This is a genomic window from Amygdalobacter indicium (assembly GCF_029101545.1).
GTDB classification, from domain to species: Bacteria; Bacillota; Clostridia; order Saccharofermentanales; family Fastidiosipilaceae; genus Amygdalobacter; species Amygdalobacter indicium.
Map to the genome: position 1 here is coordinate 530,001 of NZ_CP118866.1, position 25,785 is coordinate 555,785.

16 protein-coding genes and 2 rRNA genes (1 of these 18 cut by a window edge) are annotated in these 25,785 nt (G+C 43.0%); all 18 read left to right on the forward strand.

Annotated features, from left to right (window positions below; genetic code table 11):
- Window positions 1-2,776 (forward strand): 23S ribosomal RNA (locus PYS60_RS02175); it begins 125 nt to the left of the window's first position.
- Between the two features lie 94 nt (window positions 2,777-2,870).
- Window positions 2,871-2,987, forward strand: a 5S ribosomal RNA gene (gene rrf / locus PYS60_RS02180).
- A gap of 107 nt (window positions 2,988-3,094) precedes the next feature.
- Window positions 3,095-3,799, forward strand: coding sequence for a response regulator (locus PYS60_RS02185; RefSeq protein ID WP_315570437.1), 705 nt, complete (start codon window positions 3,095-3,097; stop codon window positions 3,797-3,799).
- 8 nt (window positions 3,800-3,807) lie between these two features.
- Window positions 3,808-5,163, forward strand: a complete 1,356-nt coding sequence (locus PYS60_RS02190) for a sensor histidine kinase (protein WP_315570439.1) — start codon at window positions 3,808-3,810, stop codon at window positions 5,161-5,163.
- Between the two features lie 14 nt (window positions 5,164-5,177).
- Window positions 5,178-6,476, forward strand: coding sequence for a UDP-N-acetylglucosamine 1-carboxyvinyltransferase (gene murA, locus PYS60_RS02195; RefSeq protein WP_315570441.1), 1,299 nt, complete (start codon window positions 5,178-5,180; stop codon window positions 6,474-6,476).
- 6 nt (window positions 6,477-6,482) lie between these two features.
- Window positions 6,483-6,947 (forward strand): 23S rRNA (pseudouridine(1915)-N(3))-methyltransferase RlmH, encoded by a 465-nt coding sequence (locus PYS60_RS02200; protein ID WP_315570442.1) that lies wholly within the window; start codon window positions 6,483-6,485, stop codon window positions 6,945-6,947.
- A 136-nt stretch (window positions 6,948-7,083) separates the two neighbouring features.
- Complete coding sequence (rpsL, locus tag PYS60_RS02205) at window positions 7,084-7,512, forward strand: 30S ribosomal protein S12 (RefSeq protein WP_315570444.1); 429 nt, start codon at window positions 7,084-7,086, stop codon at window positions 7,510-7,512.
- A gap of 124 nt (window positions 7,513-7,636) precedes the next feature.
- On the forward strand, window positions 7,637-8,107 hold the full coding sequence (rpsG, locus tag PYS60_RS02210; protein WP_315570446.1) for a 30S ribosomal protein S7: 471 nt from the start codon (window positions 7,637-7,639) through the stop codon (window positions 8,105-8,107).
- Between the two features lie 27 nt (window positions 8,108-8,134).
- Window positions 8,135-10,201, forward strand: coding sequence for an elongation factor G (gene fusA / locus PYS60_RS02215; RefSeq protein ID WP_315570447.1), 2,067 nt, complete (start codon window positions 8,135-8,137; stop codon window positions 10,199-10,201).
- 108 nt (window positions 10,202-10,309) lie between these two features.
- Window positions 10,310-11,512 carry an elongation factor Tu gene (gene tuf, locus PYS60_RS02220; protein WP_315570449.1) on the forward strand — a complete coding sequence of 401 codons (1,203 nt, stop codon included), beginning with the start codon at window positions 10,310-10,312 and terminating at the stop codon, window positions 11,510-11,512.
- 62 nt (window positions 11,513-11,574) lie between these two features.
- Complete coding sequence (gene lon, locus PYS60_RS02225; protein ID WP_315570451.1) at window positions 11,575-14,208, forward strand: endopeptidase La; 2,634 nt, start codon at window positions 11,575-11,577, stop codon at window positions 14,206-14,208.
- 14 nt (window positions 14,209-14,222) lie between these two features.
- A complete protein-coding gene (locus PYS60_RS02230; RefSeq protein ID WP_315570453.1) occupies window positions 14,223-14,873 on the forward strand; it encodes an IMPACT family protein in 651 nt (216 codons plus the stop codon).
- Between the two features lie 121 nt (window positions 14,874-14,994).
- Complete coding sequence (gene secD, locus PYS60_RS02235; RefSeq protein WP_315570454.1) at window positions 14,995-17,280, forward strand: protein translocase subunit SecD; 2,286 nt, start codon at window positions 14,995-14,997, stop codon at window positions 17,278-17,280.
- 120 nt (window positions 17,281-17,400) lie between these two features.
- The gene (locus PYS60_RS02240) at window positions 17,401-19,545 is read left to right on the forward strand and encodes a single-stranded-DNA-specific exonuclease RecJ (protein WP_315570456.1); all 2,145 of its coding nucleotides are present in this window, start codon (window positions 17,401-17,403) and stop codon (window positions 19,543-19,545) included.
- Between the two features lie 37 nt (window positions 19,546-19,582).
- The gene (locus tag PYS60_RS02245; protein WP_315570458.1) at window positions 19,583-22,108 is read left to right on the forward strand and encodes a RelA/SpoT family protein; all 2,526 of its coding nucleotides are present in this window, start codon (window positions 19,583-19,585) and stop codon (window positions 22,106-22,108) included.
- Between the two features lie 38 nt (window positions 22,109-22,146).
- Window positions 22,147-22,875 carry a response regulator transcription factor gene (locus tag PYS60_RS02250; RefSeq protein WP_315570460.1) on the forward strand — a complete coding sequence of 243 codons (729 nt, stop codon included), beginning with the start codon at window positions 22,147-22,149 and terminating at the stop codon, window positions 22,873-22,875.
- A 56-nt stretch (window positions 22,876-22,931) separates the two neighbouring features.
- Entirely contained in the window at window positions 22,932-24,923 is a 1,992-nt protein-coding gene (locus tag PYS60_RS02255) for a HAMP domain-containing sensor histidine kinase (protein WP_315570462.1), read from the forward strand.
- On the forward strand, window positions 24,913-25,782 hold the full coding sequence (locus PYS60_RS02260) for a pseudouridine synthase (RefSeq protein WP_315570464.1): 870 nt from the start codon (window positions 24,913-24,915) through the stop codon (window positions 25,780-25,782). The genes PYS60_RS02255 and PYS60_RS02260 overlap by 11 nt, the downstream gene beginning before the upstream one ends.
- Window positions 25,783-25,785 lie beyond the last annotated feature (3 nt).

The window sequence follows — 25,785 nt, forward strand, 5'->3', positions numbered from 1 at the left end:
ACCCGGTTAAGTTAAGAGCTTAATCAGCATAACATGAATCAATAGTGTTATGTGGTGAAACGAGGTGAACTGAAACATCTAAGTAGCCTCAGGAAGAGAAATCAAACGAGATTCCGTAAGTAGTGGCGAGCGAAAGCGGAAGAGGCCAAACCAAGAAACTTCGGTTTTTTGGGGTAAGGACTACGATATTGACTGTAGGAGTTAGCCGAATGAGCAGAAGGAAAGCTGAGTCCAAAGAGCGTAATAGTCGCGTAGGCGAAAACAAATACAGCATAGTAGGATCCGGAGTACTGTGAGACACGAGAAATCTTGCAGGAAAGCGGGGGGACCACCCTCCAAGCCTAAATACTACATGGTGAGCGATAGAGAAGAAGTACTGTGAAGGAAAGGTGAAAAGAACCCCGGGAGGGGAGTGAAAGAGAACCTGAAACCCTGTGTTTACAAGCAGTTAGAGAGCGTTAAAGCTCGATAGCGTACTTTTTGTAGAACGGTCCAACGAGTTATGGCATTTAGCGAGGTTAAGGACTAAAGGTCCGGAGCCGAAGGGAAACCGAGTGTGATAAGCGCGTAAAGTTAGATGTTATAGACCCGAAACCGGGTGACCTACCCATGAGCAGGTTGAAGGAGAGGTAAAACTCTCTGGAGGACCGAACCCGTATCTGTTGAAAAAGGTTGGGATGACTTGTGGGTAGCGGAGAAATTCCAATCGAACCCGGAGATAGCTGGTTCTCCCCGAAATAACTTTAGGGCTAGCCCAGTGACAGAGTCTTACGGAGGTAGAGCACTGAATGGTCTAGGGGCCTTACCAGGCTACCAAAACTTATCAAACTCCGAATGCCGCAAAGATAGAAACTGGAGTCAGTCAGTGACAGATAAGTGCCATTGACAAGAGGGAAACAACCCAGATCGTCAGCTAAGGTCCCTAAATTACAGCTAAGTGGAAAAGGATGTGAGTTTGCATAAACAGCTAGGATGTTGGCTTAGAAGCAGCCACTCATTAAAAGAGTGCGTAATAGCTCACTAGTCGAGTGAATTTGCGCCGAAGATAAACGGGGCTAAGCTGTATACCGAAGCTACGGAATCGAAAGATTGGTAGGGGAGCGTACTGTAAGCAGGAGAAGCATGATCGTGAGGACATGTGGATGTATCAGTAGTGAGAATGTTGGAATAAGTAACGAGAGCAAGGTGAGAATCCTTGCCGTCGAAAATCTAAGGTTTCCCGGGGAAGGTTCGTCCGCCCGGGGTTAGTCGGGACCTAAGACGAGGCCGAGAGGCGTAGCCGATGGATAACAGGTCAAAATTCCTGTACCACCGTTTCATGTATAAGAGAAGCAGGGACACAGGAGGATAGTAACGCTCACTGCAAAAAGAGTGAGTTTAAGCAGAATAACCGGTATGTAGTAAAGTACGCATACGGAAGGTAAGCTGTGATGAGGAGGGAAATCAAGTACCGAAGGTTATGATTCCACACTGGCGAGAAAAGCTGCTATTTAGTGGAAAGGTGCCCGTACCGTAAACCGACACAGGTAGATGAGGAGAGAATCCTAAGACGAGCGGGAGAAGCGTTGTTAAGGAACTCGGCAAATTAACCCCGTAAGTTAGCGAGAAGGGGAGCCTAAGAAATTAGGCCGCAGAGAAATGGCTCGAGCAACTGTTTAGCAAAAACACAGGTCTCCGCTAAATCGTAAGATGAAGTATGGGGGCTGACGCCTGCCCGGTGCTGGAAGGTCAAGGGGAAATGTTAGAGCAATCGAAGCATAGAACTTAAGCCCCAGTAAACGGCGGCCGTAACTATAACGGTCCTAAGGTAGCGAAATTCCTTGTCAGGTAAGTTCTGACCCGCACGAATGGCGTAATGACTTGAGCACTGTCTCAACAACGTACCCGGTGAAATTGTAGTACTTGTGAAGATGCAAGTTACCCGCAACTAGACGGAAAGACCCCATGGAGCTTCACTGTAGATTGTTACTGGGATTCGATATTATCTGTACAGGATAGGTGGGAAGCTGAGAACTTAGCTCGTCAGAACTAAGGGAGCTGTCGGTGGGATACCACTCTGATGATATTGAGTTTCTAACCAGTTACCATGATCTGGTAATGGGACAATGGCAGTCGGACAGTTTGACTGGGGCGGTCGCCTCCAAAAAGGTAACGGAGGCGTTCAAAGGTTTCCTCAGCACGGTTGGAAATCGTGCAACGAGTGCAAAGGCATAAGGGAGCCTGACTGCGAGACATACAAGTCGAGCAGATACGAAAGTAGGACTTAGTGATCCGGCGGTAGAAAGTGGAATTGCCGTCGCTCAACGGATAAAAGTTACCCTGGGGATAACAGGCTGATTCCTCCCAAGAGTTCACATCGACGGGGGAGTTTGGCACCTCGATGTCGGCTCATCACATCCTGGAGGGGAAGTCCCTTCCAAGGGTTCGGCTGTTCGCCGATTAAAGTGGTACGCGAGCTGGGTTCAGAACGTCGTGAGACAGTTCGGTCCCTATCTGTTGTGGGCGTTGGAAATTTGAGAAGAGCTGTCCCTAGTACGAGAGGACCGGGATGGACAAACCTCTGGTGCACCAGTTGTCATGTTTATGGCACAGCTGGGTAGCTATGTTTGGACGGGATAAACGCTGAAAGCATCTAAGCGTGAAGCCTCCTTCAAGATGAGATTTCCTAAACCTTTAAGGTTATAAGATCCCTGAAAGATAAACAGGTTGATAGGTCTGGAGTGGAAGACAGTAATGTACGTAGCGGACAGATACTAATGATCGAAAACTTGACCACAATTTCAACTCAAGTAAATCGTAGATGAACTTGGACTGAAGTTTCAGAGTGCTTTGAGCTCTATGTAGTTTTGAGGGTGTTTCACCCTTACCATTCCGGTGAAGATTACGAGGAGGCCACACCTGTTCCCATTCCGAACACAGAAGTTAAGCTCCTTTGTGCCGAAGATACTTGGCTGGAGACGGCCCGGGAAAATAGGTTTTCGCCGGATTTTTTTATGCTTTGAATGTCATTATTTCAGCGGAAGATGTTATTTTCCTGTTGTTATAATGACTTTTTTTTGTTATTATTACCTTAATAGTAAGTGGGGTATTATTAATGAGTTTTAAGATATTAATTGTTGATGATGAGAAAAATATTGTTGATGTCTTGTCTTCCGAATTGACGCGTGAAGGTTATCAGGTGCGGGCAGCATTTGACGGAATTCAGGCTTTGGAAGCTATTGATAAGGAAATACCCGATTTGATTATTTTGGATTGTATGTTGCCAGGTATTGACGGCCTTGATGTTTGCCGTCGGGTTCGTCAAAAGCATCAAATGCCCATTATTATGTTGACAGCTAAGAGTGAGGAAATTGACAAGGTTTTGGGCTTGGAACTGGGTGCAGACGACTATATAACCAAACCTTTCAGTTTGCGTGAGGTACTGGCACGGGTTAAGGCAAGTTTGCGTCGCTCCAATTTAGGCGAGATGGAAGCCAACGATTCCCGTGTTATGGTTTTCGGTGATGTCGAGATTGATTCGGATTGTTATGAGGTCCGGCGTAACGGTGTTAACCTGCATTTGACTTTACGTGAATTTGAACTTGTCCGTTTTTTGGCGACGAATGCCGGCCAGGTTTTTTCCCGCGAGGATTTGTTGTGTAAAGTATGGGGCTATGAATATTACGGTGATGTTCGCACTGTCGATGTTACTATTCGTCGTACCCGTGAGAAACTGGAAGATGGTCAAGGCGATTATCGCTACATTATGACTAAACGCGGTGTCGGTTATTTCTTTGAGAAAAATCCTAAAGTTGATTAATTGCCGTTATGTTAGTTGTACCTTTTTTGACCGTATCTCTCCAAGCCGCCTTATTTCTTGCAGCTGTTGTCTTACTTTATTTTATCGGCAGTCATTATAAGCTTATAGGTAACTTTTTTACGTCTTTTTTCAGCGGTGGGATTCTGCATTTTAAGCATGGAGAAGCCAACAAAGATCTTAATATGGAGCTGGCGGCTTTTTCTTCGTTGCATCTAGGAGTACTTTACTTTGATACCAACGGTAAATGTCGTTTCCATAATCGTAGTGCTTTGGAACTTTTGGACCTGAAAGAACCTCCCGGCTCTGTTACTGATATTTTAACGATGTTCGGTCATATTCAAGGGATTAAGAGCCTTTTTTTAATGCCTGTTAACGGCAAGTCGGTGACATTTTCTATCAGACCCGACAGATCGATTAATTTTGCTGTAAAAGTTAATATGCAGGATACACGCATTCTGAATACAGTTATTGTTGTACAGGATTTTACGCAGGAAGAATTACAAAATAAGCAACGCAAAGAATTTGTTGCCAATGTTTCCCATGAACTGAAAACACCGATTACAACAATAAAGGCTTATACGGAACTTTTGTTGGATTGGGGTATTAAGGAAAAGTCGAAAGAACAGATCGCCGATGATATTAAGAAGATTCGTGATGATGCGATGCGGATGGAAGCTTTAGTGGGAGATTTGTTATTACTTTCAAGCATCGACGGCAATCGGCGGCAGCCTAAGGTTGAACTGATTGAAGTTGAACCTCTGATTCATGATTTAATCGAAAGATTTTCTCTGCAGGCTGTTGAAAAAAATATTAAAATAAATTGCTATATTTTAAATAAAGTACCGATGGTTTTTGCAGAGGCTGAGTCGCTGGAAAGAGCTTTCGGTAATATAATAAGTAATGGAATTAAGTATGGTGTGCCTAACGGTAAGATCGACATATATATCAGCTGCTTGATTGATGATGTTACAATAAAGTTTGCTGATAACGGTATCGGGATCGCGCAGGAACATCTGCCTTATATTTTCAACCGCTTTTATCGTGTTGATAATTCCGGTACCAGGCAGCATGGCGGCACAGGTTTGGGCTTGTCTATTGTGCAGGAGTTAATAAAAATGCATCATGGAGAAATTTTTGTCCAATCAGTATTGGGTAGCGGTACCGAATTTACCGTGATTTTACCTTCTGAAGGCAGTATGTACCGTTCGACCATTGCCGCTGCGCATGATCCGGATTTTGAAAATGACTTGTGGTACAAGGCTGCCAAGAAAGAATTGCTCATACAAGCCAAGGAGTACGGTGTTAAAATTGACGATATTGCGAATGTCAGTGAAGCTGATTTGAAAGTTATTTTGGAACAGTAAATGTGGGTGAATAAATGACCAGTTATTATGTAAAGGGTGGAAATAGATTAAAAGGTGAAGTTGTTGTCAGCGGTTCGAAAAATGCCGCGTTGGCGGTTATTTCAGCTGCAGTTTTATTGGACGGACCTTGTGTGATTGAGAATGTCCCGATGATTTCGGATATTGTTTCTTTGGTTGAAATTATTCGTGATTTAGGTGCTTCGATAGAATTTAAGGCCGGTACTTTGAAAATTGATCCGCGGACTATTAATACTCATATAGTTACTAATACGAGAGCCAGAGAAATTCGCGCTTCTTATTATTTGTGGGGTGCGATTTTGGGTCGTTGCGGTAAGGTGCAGTGCTTTTTACCCGGCGGCTGTAATTTCGGAATGCGACCGTTCGACTTGCATATTAAAGGGTTTAACGCTTTAGGTGCTGAACATAATATAAGTTACGGTAAAATTAATTTCTCCGTTGAGCGCTGTTTAAGCGGTAATAAAATATATATGGATAAGGTCAGTGTCGGAGCGACGATGAACTTAATGATTGCTGCGACCAAAGCTTTCGGACGCACTGTAATTGAGAATGCCGCCCGGGAACCGCATATTGTCGATACGGCTAATTTTCTGAATGCCATGGGTGCACAAATTCGCGGAGCCGGTACGGATGTTATCAGAATTGACGGTGTTTCAACTTTGCCGGGGAATGAGACTTACTCTATTATTCCGGATCAGATTGAGGCCGGGACATTTATGATAGCGGCGGCGATCACTCAAGGTAATGTTAAGGTGAAAAATTTGATTCCGAAACATATGGAGCCGTTGACTTCCAAGTTCAAGGAGATGGGAATTCCGGTAATTTCCGGCGATGATTATTGCCATATAATAGCTGATGCTAAAGAGAATTTTCGCGCTACTTCTTTTATGACTTTACCTTATCCGGGCTTTCCTACCGACTTACAACCGCAGACTGTTGTTTTATTGACACAGGCTACAGGTATCAGCAGAATGTTTGAAAATGTCTGGGATAATCGTTTCCAGTATGTAGCGTATTTACAACAGATGGGAGCGCATATTCAATTGGCCGACAGAATGGCGATGATTGAAGGTCCGGCGAATTTGACCGGAGCTGTTGTGGAAGCACACGATTTGCGGGCCGGCGCTGCTATGGTGTTGGCGGCGTTAATCGCTCAGGGAGAGACTGAGATATATAAAGTCAGCAGTATTGAACGCGGATATGAAAATTTTGTTGAAAAATTGCGGGCTTTAGGTGCCGATATTGCCATCCGAAATGAATCCGATGCGGCTTTTTATTCACAGGCAGGAGATTGACCGGTCGTGCAAATTAATATAATCGCACTTGCAGGTGTCAAAGAGAAGTTTCTGCTGCCGGGGATTGCAGAGTGTATTAAGCGTCTGTCACGGTTCGCCAATGTAAAGATCATTGAAATTCCCGCATTGCCTGATGAAATTGAAACTGATAAAGCTTTGAGATTGGAAGCGGAAAAGGTCAAAAATAAGTTGTCTGCCAAAGCTTGCCGTGTCGCGTTAACGCCGGCCGGTAAAATTTTAAGTTCCGAAGATGTAGCGGCAGCTTTGCCGAAATGGTTTGAACGCGGTCAGGCTCAAATCGATTTTATTATCGGCTCTTCCAGAGGTTTGGATCGGGATTTGATCAAAGCCTGTGATTACACCTGGTCTTTCGGTCCTTTAACTTTAACTCACGGTTTGGCCCGTTATATAGTTTTAGAGCAACTGTACAGGGCTTTTAAGATTAATGCGCATGAACCATATCATAAATAATTCTGCGTGCTGTATTTAACAACTTTTTTACTTTTTTCCAGCTTACATTTACTATTCAAAAAAATCTATCTGCGGTATAATTGAACAGATTGCTTTTATAAGCAAATTTTGTTTTCTTGTGAAAGGAGGAGTATTGATGCCAACGTTCAATCAATTAGTTAAGCAAGGACGCAGTTCAAAGACTTACAAGCCTAAAGCACCTGCTTTGCATGTTAAGATGAATACTTTGAAGAAACGTACTTCTAATGTAGTTTCGCCTCAAAAACGCGGTGTATGCACAGTTGTTAAGACAACAACACCGAAGAAGCCGAACTCAGCTATGCGTAAGGTCGCTCGTGTTCGTTTGACATCCGGTTTGGAAGTTACTTCCTACATCCCGGGTATCGGTCATAACTTGCAGGAGCACTCAGTTGTTTTAATTCGTGGCGGTCGTGTTAAGGACTTGCCGGGCGTTCGTTATCATATCATTCGCGGTACTTTAGATACTGCCGGTGTAGCTAACAGAATGCAGGGCCGTTCAAAATACGGTGCTAAACGTCCGAAAGCAGCTAAGGTTAAGAAGTAATCGGATCAGGTTGAACTCAGATCAGTACTCACATATAGATGTGACGGCCTGACAATTGCGTGAGCAATATGAGTACCTGTGATGGCGATTAAGTTCGCACTATCATATTAAGGAGGGAAGACAAGTGCCAAGAAAAGGACATGTCCCAACAAGAGAAGTTCTTCCTGATCCTCTGTATCATGATGTTAGAGTCAGTAAGCTGATTAATAATGTCATGTTGGACGGGAAGAAAGGTTTAGCCCAAAGAATAGTGTATGAAGCATTCGCTATGGTGAATGAAAAATCAAACACTGAGGGCTTGGAAATTTTTGAAAAAGCTTTAGAGAATACAATGCCTCAACTGGAAGTTAAAGCACGTCGCGTCGGCGGTGCCAACTATCAGGTTCCGGTTGAAGTAAGACCTGAGCGTCGCCAGACTTTATCATTACGTTGGATCGTGGATTTTGCTCGTAAACGTAGTGAAAAAACTATGGTTGAGCGTTTAGCCGGTGAGTTGTTGGATGCAAGTAATGCTACAGGCGGTGCTTTCAAACGTAAAGAAGAAATGCATCGTATGGCTGAAGCTAACCGCGCCTTTGCTCACTACAGATGGTAATTGCATTTAATAAAGGAGTAGAGATTAATGGCAAGAGAGTTCTCACTTGAGAATACACGTAACATCGGTATTATGGCGCACATTGATGCGGGTAAAACCACTACCACGGAGCGTATTTTGTATTATACGGGCCGTATTTATAAGATGGTTGAAACGCACGACGGCGGTGCTACCATGGACTGGATGGCACAGGAACAGGAACGCGGTATTACTATTACTTCAGCTGCTACAACAGCTCAATGGCGTCATTGCCGTATTAATATTATTGATACTCCGGGGCACGTTGACTTTACTGTTGAAGTTGAGCGTTCTCTGCGCGTCTTGGACGGTGCGGTTACTGTTTTGGATGCTAAGAGCGGTGTTGAGCCGCAGACAGAGACAGTTTGGCGTCAAGCTGATCATTACGGCGTTCCGCGTGTTGTCTATATCAACAAGATGGACGTTACGGGTGCCGATTTTTATAAATCGGTCAAATCTATTTATGATCGTTTGCATGCTAATGCTGTCGCCATTCAAATTCCTATCGGTCAGGAAGATTCCTTTGCCGGAATTATCGATTTGATGAAGATGAAAGCTTACATCAATGACGGTGAAGACGGTAAGGTTATTAAAGAAGTTGAAATTCCTGCTGATTATGCGGAAAAAGCTCAAGAATGGCATGATAAGATGGTTGAGCAGATTGCTGAGTCCGACGATGAGTTGACGGAGAAATTCCTTGACGGTCAGGAAATCAGCAATGATGAGTTGAAGAAGGCAATGCGTGCCGCTACCTGCCGCTGCGAAATGGTTCCGGTAGTTTGCGGTTCGTCTTATCGTAACAAAGGCGTACAGGAAGTTTTGGATGCTGTTGTCGATTTCTTACCTTCTCCTTTGGATGTCCCTCACATTAAGGGTATTAATCCGGAGACAGAAGAGGAAGAAGAGAGACCTTCTGATGAGAATGCACCTTTTGCAGGCTTGGCATTCAAAATTGCTGTCGATCCGTTTGTCGGTAAGTTATGCTTCTTCCGTGTTTATTCCGGTCATTTGACTGCAGGTTCATATGTATTGAATGCTACTAAAGGTAAACGCGAGCGTGTAGGTCGTATTGTGCAGATGCACGCCAATCACCGTAAGGAAATTGATGAAGTTTATGCCGGTGATATCGCCGCTATTGTCGGCTTCAAAGATACTACTACAGGTGATACGATTTGCGATCCTGATCATCCGATTATTCTGGAATCTATGGAGTTCCCGGAGCCTGTTATTTCGGTAGCTATCGAACCTAAGTCGAAAGCATCACAAGATAAGATGATGATTGCTTTGGGCAAGCTGGCTGAAGAAGATCCGACTTTCAGAACTTATACGGATCCTGAAACAGGTCAGACAATTATCTCCGGTATGGGTGAGTTACATTTGGATATCATTGTAGATCGTCTGTTCCGTGAGTTTAAAGTTGAAGCCAACGTCGGTGCTCCGCAAGTAGCTTACAAAGAAACAATTCGTAAGGCGGTCAGAGCTCAAGGTAAGTTTGTACGTCAGTCAGGCGGTCACGGTCAATACGGTGACGCTGTCATTGAAGTTGAACCGAATGAGCCGGGCGCAGGTTACAGCTTTGAAAATGTTACTGTCGGCGGTGTTGTGCCGAAAGAATACATTGCTCCTATTGATGCAGGTATTCAGGAAGCGATGAAAGCCGGTATTTTAGGCGGATATCCTGTTGTTGATGTTAAGGTTAAGCTGGTTGACGGTTCGTACCATGAAGTTGACTCTTCTGAAATGGCATTTAAGGTTGCCGGTTCTATGGCTTTCAAAGAGGCTATGCGTAAGGCGGATCCTGTTTTGTTGGAACCGATGATGCGTGTCGATATTGTTGTGCCGGAAGAATACATGGGCGATGTTATGGGTGATATCAGTTCCCGTCGTGGCCGTATCGAAGGCATGGAAGCTTTGACAGGTGCCCAAAAGATTAAGGCCTTGGTACCGTTGGCCGAGATGTTCGGTTATGCTACAGCGTTGCGTTCCAAGACTCAAGGTCGCGGAACCTTCCAGATGCAGATTGATCATTTCGAGGAAGTGCCGAAGTCAATAATGGAAAAAGTATTAAAACATTAATTTGACGCAGAGATATACTTGCAAATTTTGTAAAAATCTTTAATATTATGATATAGGCGTTTGCCGATTGTCATTTTAATTGCGTTTAGCAAAAGGAGGATCCTTCACATGGGTAAGAAGGTTTATGAGAGAAATAAGGACCACGTCAACATCGGCACAATTGGCCACGTTGACCATGGTAAAACAACTTTGACAGCTGCTATTACAAAAGTTTTAGCTCTTGCTGGTGATGCTGAATACACATCATACGATAACATTGATAAGACACCGGAAGAGCGTGAACGTGGTATTACTATTAACTCCACACACGTTGAATATGAGACAGATAAGCGTCACTACGCTCACGTTGACTGCCCGGGGCACGCCGACTATGTTAAGAACATGATTACAGGTGCTGCTCAGATGGACGGTGCTATCCTGGTTGTTTCCGCTTCTGACGGTGTTATGCCTCAGACTCGTGAGCACATCTTGTTGGCTCGTCAGGTTGGCGTTCCGACAATCGTTGTTTTCATGAATAAAACTGACCAAGTTGATGATGCTGAATTGTTGGACTTGGTTGAGATGGAAATTCGTGACTTGTTGAATGAGTACGATTTCGATGGTGATAATGCTCCGATTATTCGCGGTTCAGCTTTGAAGGTCTTGGAGAGCACATCCACAGATATCAATGCTCCGGAATACAAGTGCATTGTTGAGTTGATGAAGGCTGTTGATGAATACATTCCGACACCGGATCGTCCTATTGATCAACCGTTCTTGATGCCGATTGAGGAAGTCTTCACAATTTCCGGTCGTGGTACTGTTGCTACAGGTCGTGTTGAGCGTGGTCAAATCAAGTTGAACGAGCAGGTTGCTATCGTCGGTTTGAACGATGAGCCGGTTAATACTGTTGTTACAGGTATTGAGATGTTCCATAAGAGCATGGAGTTTGCTCAGGCCGGTGAAAATATCGGTACTTTGTTGCGTGGTATTGCCCGTGACGGTGTTGAGCGTGGTCAAGTTTTGGCTAAGCCGGGTACAATTCATCCGCATACCAAGTTCGAAGGTCAAGTTTACGTTTTGACACAGGCTGAAGGCGGTCGTCATAAGCCGTTCTTTGACGGTTATCGTCCGCAATTCTTCTTCCGTACAACTGACGTTACAGGTTCAATTAAATTACCTGAGGGCGTTGAGATGTGTATGCCTGGTGACCATGTTAACATGGATATCGAATTGATTTACCCGATCGCTATTGAGCAAGGTTTACGTTTCGCTGTTCGTGAAGGCGGTCGTACAGTTGGTGCCGGTACAGTTGCTAAGATTTACGGCTGATATCAATTGTAATTATTTCACAAGGGTGGCTTGCGCCACCCTTTTTTAGTATAGGTGAGAAAATGACGAAAAAGCAGGATAATTCTACTAATTTATTCGATGAATATGCGCAGAGAATGCAGGATACGGCCGACGGAGCTTGGGAAAATTCCGTACAGGACGGCGATGTTTCCGAAGTTTTTTATGATCGCGCTACTTTGTTGAAATCTAAGAAGACGATGGTGATGCCGCAATTGACCGTGCGGAATAATTGTTTCTTACCTGCTATATGTGCGTCTTTTGAGTGTAAAGATTCACTTTCCAATAATGCCGCAGCGCAGGCTTTTGCCAATAACGGGTTGGTTTTTGTCGCCACTTTGGTGAGTGAAGATGAATTAGTTGATTTGGACAATTTTATACACACGCAGCCGTTAACTCATACGGTTTTACCTTGCGCTGTTTCACCTTATAAGGATTCGAATTTTACGATGTTGCATACAGGTGTTATAGCTCAGGTTCTGTCTTTACAGATGGATGAAGATAATAATTCGACTCGTGTTTTGTTACAAGGCTTGGTTCGGGCCGAACTATTGGAAATTCAGAGTGATGATAATATGGATTTGGTCAAGATAAAAGTTCTTAACGATAATACCAATTTATCGCAGCTTAAATTGCCGATTTATAACGGCCGGACAGGTTTTACTTTAACTGCCGGCAGTAAACTTAAAAAGAGCGATTTACAGGCTGTGCGGGATGTGTTGAATTTATATTTTCATAAATGGTTAATGGAAAATCGCAATCGCGATGATGCAGCGAAGATTATCGGTAACGAGGAGCAAATGCCTTTGGCAACATATATTGATTATATTGCCGAGCAGGTGCCGCTTTTTCCGCGTGAACGTTTGTTTTGCCTGATTATGCGCAATCTTTTGCTGCGTGTGTATAGTATTGTCGATTTTATTCAACGTGATTTAGGCTTAGGTTTGTTGCGCTCACAATTGGATAAAAAAGTCGGAGATATGATCAAAAAGGAACAACGCGATTATGTTATTCGCAATACGATTAAAGCGTTGAAGCAGCAACTTTCCGACAATACCGAAACTGATGAACTGGATAATTATAAAAAGCGTTTGGCGGAGCTGAATTTGTTGCCGGAAGTGCGGCGGCAGCTGGAAAATGTTTTGCAGAAGATTGCTAAGGCAGCTCCGAATAATCCGGAAGTTGCCGGTTTACAGGATTATTTGGATCTGGTTTTAAGTTTGCCGTGGGGAAAGTTGGCGCCCGAATGTTTCGATTTGCCGAAAGTACAGGAGAGCTTGGATGCGAATCATTTCGGCTTGGTTAAGGTTAAGAAGCGTATCGTGGAATATCTTGCTATGCGTCATTTGAAAGAAGCTAAGAAAAATTCCGCCGGGACTGTGGAGCTGTTATGTTTGATCGGTCCTCCGGGTATCGGTAAAACTTCCATCGCCCGTTCAATTGCGGCAGCTTTGAATCGTCCTTTGGCGACAATCAGTTTGGGCGGTGTAGATGATGAGGCGGAGATTCGTGGACATCGTCGCACTTATATCGGTGCTATGCCGGGAAGAATTATTAAAGCTTTGCAGACGGTAGACTGTGACAACCCGGTTATCCTATTGGATGAGATCGATAAACTCGGTATCAGCAGTAAAGGCGATCCGGCTGCGGCCTTGCTGGAAGTGTTGGATGGAGAACAGAACGATAAATTTAGAGATAACTATGTGGATTTACCTTACGATTTAAGCAAAGTTCTGTTTATCGTTACAGCTAACAGTTATGACACGATACCGCCGGCACTTTACGATCGGATGGATGTTATTAATTTGGATTCTTATACGGAAAACGAGAAGTTACAGATTGCCAAACGCTTTTTGTGGCCGAAACTTTTGCGTTCTATAAATTTGGAAGTTAATCAAATTAAATTAAGTGATACCTGCTTAAGAAATATTATTTCAGCTTATACGGCGGAAGCCGGTGTCAGACAGCTGGAAAGATGCTTAAAAACTATATGTCGTAAGTTGGCGGCTGATTTGTTGCTGCGTGACTCTGCCGGCACCATAACCGATTTGCCGTCACTGAGCATAGGCAAGAAAGATTTAGTCAATTATTTGGGGACTGCTCCGTATCAGGATGATGAATTGCATCGTAAAGATCTGGTCGGTGTAGTTAACGGCTTGGCCTGGACTTATATCGGCGGCGTAACTTTGGAAGTAGAAGTTAAAATCTGTAAGGGCAGCGGTAAAATCAATCTTACCGGCAATTTGGGTGATGTGATGAAAGAATCGGCAACGGTTGCCTGGACTTATATTATCAGTCAGGCGGATACACTTAAATTGAGTGATACGAAATGGAATGAACTGGATGTGCATATTCATATACCGGAAGGTGCTACCCCGAAAGACGGCCCTTCCGCCGGTGTAACTTTGGCGACTGCACTTTATTCCGCTTTGAGCGGGCGTAAGGTAAAACATAAGGTAGCGATGACCGGTGAGCTGACTTTGACCGGCAGAGTTTTTCCAATCGGCGGATTAAAGGAGAAATTGATGGCTGCTTACAGGGCGAAGATGGATACGGTAATTATTCCTAAGGCTAATGTAAAAGACTTGGATGAAGTAGATAACGAAGTGAAAAAAGTTTTACATATTGTGCCTGTAAAACAAATTGAAGAAGTTTGGCAAACGGCATTATTACCTTAAGATTGGTTCTGAACATGGAAAACAGCGGTCTGTTGGCGGTAAAATCGATGGTTTGTGCCGAATATACGGTGAAGAAATCGCAGTTCTTCGCTTATGCTTTGCCGTTGTATTCTTTGGCCGAGATTCCTGAGCGCTTAGCTTACGTCAGGGATCTGCATAAGGAGGCAAGACATCACGTTTATGCCTGGCAATATTATGATACGGTAGCTAAGCAACAATACAGCAAATTCAGTGATGACGGGGAACCGGCGCAAACGGCGGGCGCACCGTTATTTCATGTCTTGACGTCGCACGGTATAAATAATACGCTGCTGGTTGTATCACGTATTTTCGGCGGTATATTATTAGGTGCCGGAGGTTTGGTCAGGGCGTACAGTCAGGCGGGAAATGCTGTTCTGCAGCTTGCTGAAACCGTGCAGCTTGTCAGTTGGGCCGAATTTGAGGTTATTATCGCCTATGCTGTGTATCAACAGTTGCTTAATTATTTGCAGAAACAACGGGCGGTAATTGTGCAGCAGGATTTTTCCGCAAATGTAAAATTACGCTTTTTATTGCCTTTTACGGAAAAAGAAGTGCTGAAAAGCTATTTGCAGGAATTGACGGCAGCGGATTTTCAACTGCTTTATTTAGGCAGGAAAGAACTGTATTTGGAAAATAATAAATGAAAACAGGCTTTTTTTCAGGAAAATGTGCTGAATAGAGGCTTTTTTAATTGCTTAAAATGTAAAATTTGAGTAAAATAGATAGGCTATTATGCTCGCAGAGTGTAGGAAAGGATTAAAAGCTATGGCTAGATCGAAAATACGTAAGTCCCATAGTTGGAGTTTTTTTGTCGCTGTATTAGGTGTTGCACTGGCAACTGTTATTTGTTGGACAGGTCTGACAATTCCGTCGCCTAAGGGCAAACCTTTACCGATATACGGCTCCAAGGATATTCGTTTGGGAATTGATATTCGCGGAGGTGTGGAAGCGGTTTTTGCACCTAAAGATTACAATGGAGTACCGACAGACAGAGAGTTGAAATCGGTCGTTTCAGTTTTGGAGAAACGTTTGGACGGCTTGCAGATTCTTGATCGTGATGTAATTCCGGTACCGCAGTCGGGAAGAGTTATCGTACGTTTCCCGTGGAAATCGACGGAGAAGAATTTTAATCCCGAAGAAGCTATGAAGGAATTGGGACAGACGGCTCAATTAACTTTTAAAGATCCGGACGGTAACGTGGTATTAACGGGCAGTGATATTGCCAGTGCCGATGCTTTGGCCGATACGCGGGACGGCAGCAGTTTCGTTTCTTTGAATTTGAAGGCCGACGGGGCGAAGAAATTTGCTGAAGCAACCGGTCGTTTGTTGGGTAAAACAATTTCCATCAACATGGATGATACTCAATTGTCCGCTCCTGTAGTTCAGGCGAAGATCCTTGACGGTAAGGCCCAGATTACGGGAATGAAAGATGCTCAGAGTGCTGCTAAATTAGCGAACCAGATTAATGCCGGTGCTTTGCCGTTTTCTATTACCGCCATCAGTTCCAATGCTATTTCACCTAAGTTGGGCAGTAATGCTTTAAGCGTGATGATAATGGCCGGCTTTGTTGCCATGTTGATAATTTTCGTCTTCCTCCTGGAACGTTACAGAATAGCCGGTATTGTGGCATGTATTGCTTTGATAGCTCAGATTGTCGGTATTCTGTTGGCTATTTCAATTCCGCAGCAGACTTTAACTTTGCAAGGTATTGCCGGTATTATTTTGTCTATCGGCATGGGTGTTGATGCCAACATTATTATTTGTGAGCGTATCAGAGAAGAATTGCGTTCCGGCACCCCGACTCAAACAGCTATCCATTACGGTTTTGATCGAGCTTTCGCTTCTATTCTTGACGGTAACGTAACCGTTGCTTTTGCTTCTATCTGCTTGATGGTTTTCGGTACAGGTTCCATGCTTTCATTCGGTTACTCTTTGTTGACCGGTGTTATCCTGAACTTGTTCTGCGGCGCTTATTTATCCAATACCATGATGCGTTCTCTGGCCAACTTCAGAGCGATGCGTAAACCGAGCCTCTATCGGGTCAGCGATAAGATGATCAAAGAAGAGAGCACGATTCGCAGTGAAGAAAAAGATATGTATACTATTGCCAATCGTTTGGCACCTTTTTACGGTTTCAGTTTCTATAAAAATCGTCACCGTTTCTTAGGTTTCTCTTTGGCTTTGATAATTATCGGCTGCTTGGCTTGGGTTATCTTCGGCGCTCAATTGTCGATTGAATTCAAGGGCGGTTCGATTATTCGTTATACAGTTACCGGTGAAGGTGAAATTAATACGGAGAAATTGTCCGATATTGCCAGCGATAAGTTGGGTGTACCTGTTGTTGTTCAGGATTCCACTTCGGTTACAACGAAGGAGAGATCATTAAGTGTCAGCGTTTCAGGTAATAAAGCTTTGTTACCGGAGGATTTGGTTTCTTTGCGTGATACAATTTCGCAAAATGCCGGCAAAGATATTAAGTTGACGTTGGCCGATTCCAATGTTGTTGATCCTTATATCGGCCGGGAAACACTTTTCAACGGTTTATTGGCTTTGGTAGTTGCCGCGGTTTTAATTGTCCTTTATGTGTGGGTCAGATTCCGGCGTATTTCCGGTTTGTCGGCCGGTGCCTTCTCGCTTCTGGCTTTGTTACACGACGTGTTGATTGCTTTCCTGACTTTTATTGTGGCTCGTTACGCTTTGAACGATACGGTTATTGCGGTGGTTCTCTCCATTTTGGGTTGGTCCGTTAATGATACTATTGTTATTTTCGACCGAATCAGAGAGAATTCCAAACTCTTCGGTTCGAAAGTTAACTTGCCTGATTTGGTTGATTTGTCAATCAGAGAGTCATGTTCACGTTCCATTTATACATCATTGTGTTCCTTTATCGCAGTTTTAGTGGCCTTCGTTTTTGCACTGTTGAACGGTATCACAAGTATCGTCCAATTCAGTTTGCCGATGATGGTCGGTATTATTGTCGGTTCCTATTCTTCTGTTGCTTTGGCTACAGTTTATTGGGCACAATACATTGTCACGAAGAAACGGCGTTAATTTATTCACAATACAAATTGCGCTATAATTAGTATTGAACTAGCTTGCAGCTTTGCTCAGGCTAGTTTTTTTGTTAAAGGATGTGAAAGAACGATGCACTTTTTACCGGTAAAACTACAAATGGAATCATTGAATAATTCAGATGCTATCGATGCTGCTTTAGCTTCTTTGCCGTCTGAGAATTGGCAGGACAGCTTATTGGACCCTTTTGCTTTACCGGATATGGCGAAATTTATTACGGTATTGCAGCAGGCTTTAATAGAAAAGCGGAAAATTTTAATTTACGGTGATTATGATTTGGACGGTATGTCGGCGGCGGCAACGTTGTATCTGACTTTGTTACGGTTGAAATATGCTTTGCAGGAACTGCAGAATGCCGGAGAACTTGAAATAAATCCTAAATTGGCTGAATTTTTACAAAATTTGCAAAGCAGCGGGGATTTTTCCCAAATAGTAGCTCAGACGCGAACGGATGCCGGGCCGATTATTCAGGCTGATTATAATTTAGCCGTTTATATTCCCGACCGTTTGCAGGAAGGCTACAGTATCAGTGAAAAAGCTGTAAATTATATTATTTCGGAGAAATATGATCTTGTAATTACTGTTGATTGCGGCGTTAAATCGGCGGCGGAAATTGCAAAATTGAATAATGCCGGTATCACAGTTTTGGTAAGCGATCACCACGAATGTCCGGAGATTTTACCGCCGGCTGCAGCAGTAGTTAATCCGAAACGGGAAGACAGTGCTTATGAGAATCGGGATTTGTCAGGTTCGGCTGTTGTTTTGAAAATTGTGCAGGCTTTAGAACAATCATGGCGGATTAAAGGCTTGTTAACATCTGAAATTGTCGAAATTGCCGCTTTAGGAATAATAAGCGACGTGATGCAGCTTTCTTGGGAAAATTGCCTGATTGTCCGGATTGCTTTCAATAAAATAAAGGCAGGTAAAGCTCAAGTCGGTTTGGCAATTTTATTGCAAAAACTTAATTTAGCGCCGCAACGCCTGACATATGCCGATGTTGCTTTTTATATTTGCCCTAAATTTAATGCTTGCGGGCGAATCAGCGACCCTTATATCGGTTTAAGTTGCCTTTTGGCAGCAAAAAGTGATTTTGCCGATAAATGTGTGGCGGAATTATTGGCTGTTAATGAACAGAGAAAACTTATGACGGAAAAAGCGGCCGAACTTGCCGAAAATTACCTTTATGCTCACGCTGATGCTTTACAAAATACGATTTTATGTGTGCCTTTATCTGCCGTTCATGCCGGAATTATAGGTATAGTTGCTGCTAAATTGCAGGAAAAATATCTCAAGCCTTGTTTATGTTTCACTAATTCCGACGATTCGGAAAAAATATTGAAAGCATCCGGTCGCAGCTACGGCAATTTCGATTTGTATAAAGTTGTTAATACGCTTTTCCACAGGCGGCCGGAGCTGTTTATTAGTTTCGGCGGGCACAAACAGGCTGTCGGTTTAAGTATCAAAAGTGAAGATTTCCCGAAATTTACCGCAGCTTTGCAGGAGCTGGCCGCTAATGAAAATTTGCTGCCGGAAAATATTACTTACAAATATTCGGCAGCTGATAATTTACCCGATTTGCCGGAATTGTTGCAACGTAATGCGACGGAGCCGTACGGGCAGGGCAGAAGGGCGCCGATTTATCTTTATTGCGGAGCTTATCGAAATATTGCTGCTTTGGGTAAGGAAGGAAAACATGTGCGGCTGGAAACTGCCACCGGTAAGAAACTTCTGGCTTTTAATCGTCCGGAATTGCAAAAAATGTGCACCTTAACACCGAATAACATAGTTTTATTGTTGGAAGCCGGTATTAATGAATATCGAGGTAATTTAAGTGCGCAATATGTCATTAAAAATTACTGTTTGACTCCTCTTACGCATAAATTGCGCACAGTTATGAATTTGCAGGGGCTGAAAGCAACGACGATTTATCAAGTCCTTGTTGATTACTATTTAGTATTAAGCAAATTTTCCGCATCCGCTTTAGTTTATTTTTCCGATGCGGCCTTTGTCGCAACTTATTTTCCTCTCCTTCGCGCCTATCTGCATAATGAAATGCAGACGGAATACACTTTGAGCGTAACGGCCTCTATCCAGTGTCGGCAAATTTTAGCGGAATTGGGTATAATCAGCGTTTTTCCTCTGACAAATGAGGTACAATTACTTAAAATAAACAGATTACAGCAAAAGATAAATTTGCAGGCGGCCCCGAGCTATTGTCGTTGGGTGCAAAATGAAAATAAATAAACGATTAGTAGAGGAATAGGCGAAACGAGGTGTTGGAATGATGAAAAAAGATAAGACGGAACAGGAGCGGGAACAAGTACAGGAACAAGGACAGGATATTGAAAGGCCTTTACCGCAAGCCGATTCGCTTAAATCTGAACACATGCATGAAGTCAGCAGGCATGAACACAGTAAAATCCAACTTGATGATGTTGCTGTTTCGCACGACAGCGGTGTCGATCCTTTGACCGGTGTTTATTACGGCCAATATTTGGAGTTGATTCAATCCGCTTATATTAATTTAATTGAAGAATACCGGGAATATGCCGGCAAAGATGCGGATTTAAGCACAATCGAAAAGGCCTATATATTTGCAGCCCGGGCGCACGGCAATCAAAAGCGGCTGACAGGTGAACCTTATTTAATTCATCCTTTGACTGTTGCGCAGATATTGACGGGAATTGAGGCGGATGAAACGACAATTTGTGCCGCTTTGTTGCATGATACAGTTGAAGATACAGGTAGAAGTTTACAGGATATTGCGGAAAATTTCGGTTCGGAAATAGCTAAGCTGGTTGACGGTGTAACCAAACTCGGTAAGATGAGTTATGAATCGAAAGAGGATTTACAGGCTGAAAATTTCCGGAAGCTTTTTTTGGCGATGGCGGAAGATATCCGTGTCGTTTTGATTAAATTGGCGGACAGGTTGCATAATATGCGGACCTTAAAATCGCAACGTGATTATAAACAGGAAAGAATTTCCCGAGAAACTCTCGATATTTACGCACCTTTAGCCGACCGCCTGGGCGTATACATGTGGAAGTGGGAATTGGAAGATTTATGCCTGCTTTATTTGGATCGGGATGCTTATTATGAACTGGTCGGCGCCATTACCCAGAAAAGAGCGGAAAGAGAACGTTATCTGGATGAGATCATCAAGCACTTGAAAAAATTAATCGGCGAGATGAATATTAAATGCGAGATTGACGGTCGACCGAAGCATTTTTACAGTATTTATCGAAAAATGAAAACCAAGGGTAAGAACCTGGATCAAATATATGACCTTTTCGCCTGTCGCGTGATTGTCGATACTGTGGCCGATTGTTATTCTGTTCTGGGCCTGGTACATAAAACCTACACACCTATACCCGGCCGTTTCAAAGACTATATTGCTATGCCCAAGCCGAACATGTATCAATCTTTGCATACAACGGTGGTCGGACCTAAAGGTTATCCTTTTGAAGTCCAAATTCGGACGTTTGCCATGCATCGGACGGCGGAATACGGTATTGCCGCTCACTGGAAGTATAAAGCCGGTATTACGGAAGAGGCAGCTTCTTTGGAAGCTGATAATAATATGCCGTGGCTGAAGAATTTGGTCGAATGGCAAAAAGATTACAGCAATAAAGAATATATGGATTCTTTGAAAAGCGGTCTAATTGTAGAGGAAGTATTTGTTATTACTCCCAGAGGAGACGTTATTTCTTTACCGCAAGGATCTATTCCGATTGATTTGGCTTACGCTATTCACTCCGGCGTCGGTAACCATATGTACGGTGCCAAGGTTAACGGGAAAATCGTTCCTTTAACTTACGAGCTGCAGAACGGAGATATTGTTGAAATTTTGACTTCCGACAAAATTCAGGGACCGAGTCGCGATTGGCTGAATATCGTGAAAAGTTCTACAGCCAGGAATAAAATTACGCACTGGTTTAAAAAAGAGTTGCGTGATGAAAATATACAAAGAGGTAAGCAGCTGCTGGAGAAGGAAATAAAAAAAATCGGTTTCAGTCCGCTGCAATTGGTCAATCCCGAATATGCCGAAGCGATGTTCAAACGTTACAGTTTGCGGAACATGGACGATTTGTATGCCTCTATCGGTGATACAGCTTCCGGGTTGACAGCTACCAAAGTTGCGCCGAAGTTGCGGGATGCTTATCTGCGCAGCCTGAGCAGTACCCAGTTGGAGGAACTGGGATATTATATAAATCGTTACGGCAATTTGATTTATAATCCGATTGCCAAGCAGATTAAAGATGAAGTTGATCCGAACAACAGCAGCATAAATTTAGGCAAAGAAACGACTAAGCATAAACATAGTGATAATGATTTGGGTATCGAAGTTAAAGATATCGAAAATTGTAAAGTTAATCTTTCCCGTTGCTGCTCACCGGTTCCCGGTGATTTGATTATCGGTTATATTACCCGGGGACGAGGGGTAGCGGTTCATAGACAGGATTGTACGAATATTCGTTCTATTTTGGAAAAATCGGCTTCCAGTGTTCTGGAAGCGGAAAAAGCCAGCCGCCTGATTGAAGTCAGTTGGAATATTGCCCAACGTAAAGGCAATTATCCGGTGGCTTTGAAGATCATGGCTCACGATCGTTGGCATTTATTCGGTGATATTTCCAATGCTCTGGCGGATGAAAAAATTAATATTATTTCCGGTTCGATGAATGCTGTGAAAGATGTTACGGCAGTCCTGGATATAACAATTGAAGTAAGCTCGCAGGAGCAATATAATCGAGTCATCGGCCGCTTGAAGGCTATCCCCGATGTTATATCCGTCAGTCGGGCAAAATAAAAGCATGTTACAATATAGACCTGATGTGGAGGTACAGAATGCAAACAACTATTTTAATTTGTGATGATGATCCGATTGTTCATGAATCATTACGTTTGTATTTAACTAAAGAGGGGATGCGTTTGCGCTCAGCTTTTAATGGGGAAGACGGTCTGAACATTGTGAAGAAAGAAAAACCCGATTTAGTATTGGCGGATGTGATGATGCCGCAGATGACCGGTTTGGAATTGTGCAGAGAAATTCGCAAATTCAGTCAAGTACCTATTATGATGCTGACGGCGCGCGGTGAAGAAATTGATCGCATTTTAGGCTTGGAATTGGGAGCGGATGATTATATTGTCAAACCTTTCAGTCCCCGCGAGTTGATTGCCCGTATCAAGGCGGTTTTGCGGCGGACGGAAAATCATAATCAAACTGAGACTGATTCTGACGCTACGGACAACAAAAAGAACAAGTTGATTAATATCGGCAGTTTGCATTTGGATCTTGATCGATATACGGCCGATTATGCCGGCACACCGATTGAGTTTACGAAAAAAGAATTGGATTTGTTGAGCTTTTTGTGTTTACATCCTAATGAAACTTTTACGCGTGAGAAATTGTTGGAAAAGGTTTGGGGCTATGAATTCGGCGGTCAAACACGCACAGTAGATACTCATATTAAGCAAATTCGCCGGAAGTTGAGTGAGTTTAAAGTGCTGTTCAATCTTATGACGGTGCACGGGATCGGTTATCGAATCGATATGGACAAAGAATTGCAACAATAGTTAGCTTCCTGTGTTAAAGGGCCGGCAATTCACACTAAATTTGCGAAGGGGAAAGTATGAAAAAATTAACTATTTTTCAGCAGGTTATGATTCTGATTGTAGTCAGTTTGCTGTTATTTTCCTCTTTAATCTTCGGCTTTTTTTCCTACGCGACACGATTGCAGTTGCAGAAAAATCAGGTTACGGCGATGTTCACTACAACTAACAGTATAGTTAAGACAGTTAAAAGTATTTTCAGCTTGAATAATGAAGCGGCGCGCAGTCAGGAAAATTATTTGCGTTCGTTACCGGATGTTATAGCTTCGGATATTTTTATAGTTTACTTTGATCCGCAACGAGCAGCTAACATTTCTTCCGGTAAAACGGGCAAAATTCATCCGGAAATCAATTATAACGATACAATAAATTATTGCTTACGGGAAAATCACGGATACAGTGAATCTGAAATCAGCGAAATTATCTGGAAAATCAAAACGACTGTCAATAATTTACTGGTGAACGGCAGCAATTACAGTTTCGATATCAATCTTAATTCTCATAATAAATCCGGGAATGAATATGTCTGTACCGCCAGCAGCTTTAACGTTAATCGCCGCAGTGACAAAACGCATTTACGCGGGGCGGTATTTCTTGTTAAATCCAAGACTTTAATTCGCAGCAATTTGTTAGTTTTGAATTTGTCTTTGTTGATAGGTGTTTCACTTACACTTCTTTTAATGATTATACCTATTCTTCTGCTTGTTACGCGTTTAATTAAACCTTTAGTTAAAACGCGGGATGTTGCCTTGGCTATGCAAAAAGGCGATTTTACCCAACGGGCGGATGAAAATGCTCCGGCTGAAATAGGCGACTTAGCCAAAAGTGTCAATAAATTATCGTACAATCTGAATTTAACGCTCAGCTCTTTACACTTTGAAAAGAATCGTTTGCAGCAACTGCTGAATAATCTGGCGGAGGGTGTGCTGGCCTACGATGCTTCTTTGCTGTTAACGCATCAGAATCAGGCGATGTTGACCCTGTTTAAGCCGTATCTGCTTGAAGAACATAGATGGCCCGATAAGGGTCGGGCGGTTAACTGGCCGCAAGCTTTATCCTTGGAAAAAGAATTCAAGCAGGCTTTGTTGACCGGGGAAGCTGCTTCTTATAAACGCAGTTACGGTAAAATGATTGTCGCTATTGATATTTACGCTTTGAGCAACGAATTTAATAATATTGTCGGTGTTTTGGCGAGCTTCCGTGATATTACGGAGCAGGAAGAAAGAGAACAGACGCAAAAAGATTATGTTGCCAACGTTTCGCACGAATTAAGGACACCTTTAACGGCGATCAGAGCTTTAATTGAACCTTTGTGTGACGGGATAGTTGATAATGAAGAGGACAAATTACGCTATTATCATATTATTTTGGATGAAACGATGCGTTTGTCGCGCTTAATTAATCAGATTTTAACTCTCAGCCGTTTACAGGCGAAAAAAGAGAAAATTGCCTTGGAGGATTTCAGTGCAGCTGAACTTTTATTGACTGTTAAAAGCAAAATGTTACAGTTGGCTAAGGAAAAAGACATTGAATTACAGATACCGGAATTACCTGATTATCAGCCTGAGGCGGCAGATAAAGAGCAGGAACTTTACAATCCGGATGAATTGAAGGATTTCGATTTGCATAATTATTTGAATCATGATGTTCTTATTCAGGCTAATTTTGATTACTTGGAACAATTATTAATTATTTTACTGGATAATGCCATGAAGCATACGCCGGCCGGAGGTAAGGTGCAAATTGTTGTCAGTCGGGGAACGGGATGCATTGTTATATCTGTCGTTGACAATGGCGAAGGTATTGCAGCCGATCAACAGAAATATGTCTTTGAACGTTTTTACAAAATAGATTCATCCCGGGAACAAACGCGCGGCAACGGTTTAGGTTTGTCAATTGCCAAACAGATAGTGGAAAGTTTGGGCGGTAAAATTTGGTTGACAAGTCGTTTGCATCGCGGAAGTTGTTTCAGTTTCAGTGTGAAAGAGGGAGCAGAGGAAAGTGCAGAATAATAAAAGAGATAGAAAAGCGCAAGAATTAATTCGGACTTTAACGCAGGAAAATCGGGAAAAGCATCCGGGACAAGCTGTCAAACGGCCGAAAATTAGCGGTGATACTAATTATGTGGCTGTTGATCCTGCCGGTGAAAGGGTAAATAAATTGCTGGCCCGTTTAGGTATCTGTTCCCGGCGGGAAGCTGATGCTTATATTGCCGAAGGTCGCTTGACTCTTAACAGTCAGCCTGTTGCTTTAGGAACTAAAGTTACGAGCAGCGACGATTTAAAACTTGACGGTCAGCCGATTAAATTTAAGCAGCAAACGGCTGTTTATTTAGCTTTGAACAAGCCCTGCGGTATTGTTTGTACGACTGATTTACGAGAAAAGAATAATATTGTCAGTTATCTGGGACTGTCGCAGAGAATTTTTCCGATAGGTCGCTTGGATAAGGATTCTTCCGGTTTGATTTTACTTACTAATGACGGCGCGATTGTCAATGAAATCTTACGTGAACGTTATAATCACAGTAAGGAATACGAAGTTACCGTGGATCGACCGTATGATGCTCATTTTGTCGAACAAATGCAAAAGGGAGTGAAAATTCTGGGGCAAATAACCAAGCCTTGTCATTTGCGGCGTTTAACTCCGACTTCCTTCCGTTTAACTTTAACTCAGGGACTTAATCGGCAAATAAGACGGATGTGTCAGGCCTTAGGGTATAATGTGGTCCGTTTACAGCGGATCAGAATAATGCAAATTACTTTGGGTAATTTGGCTATCGGTGAATATCGTTATTTGACGGATAAGGAAATTGCAGTCTTACAGGCGGATTTAAGTCATAATCGGACAGTTACGTCGACGTCGCAGGAATAAAGT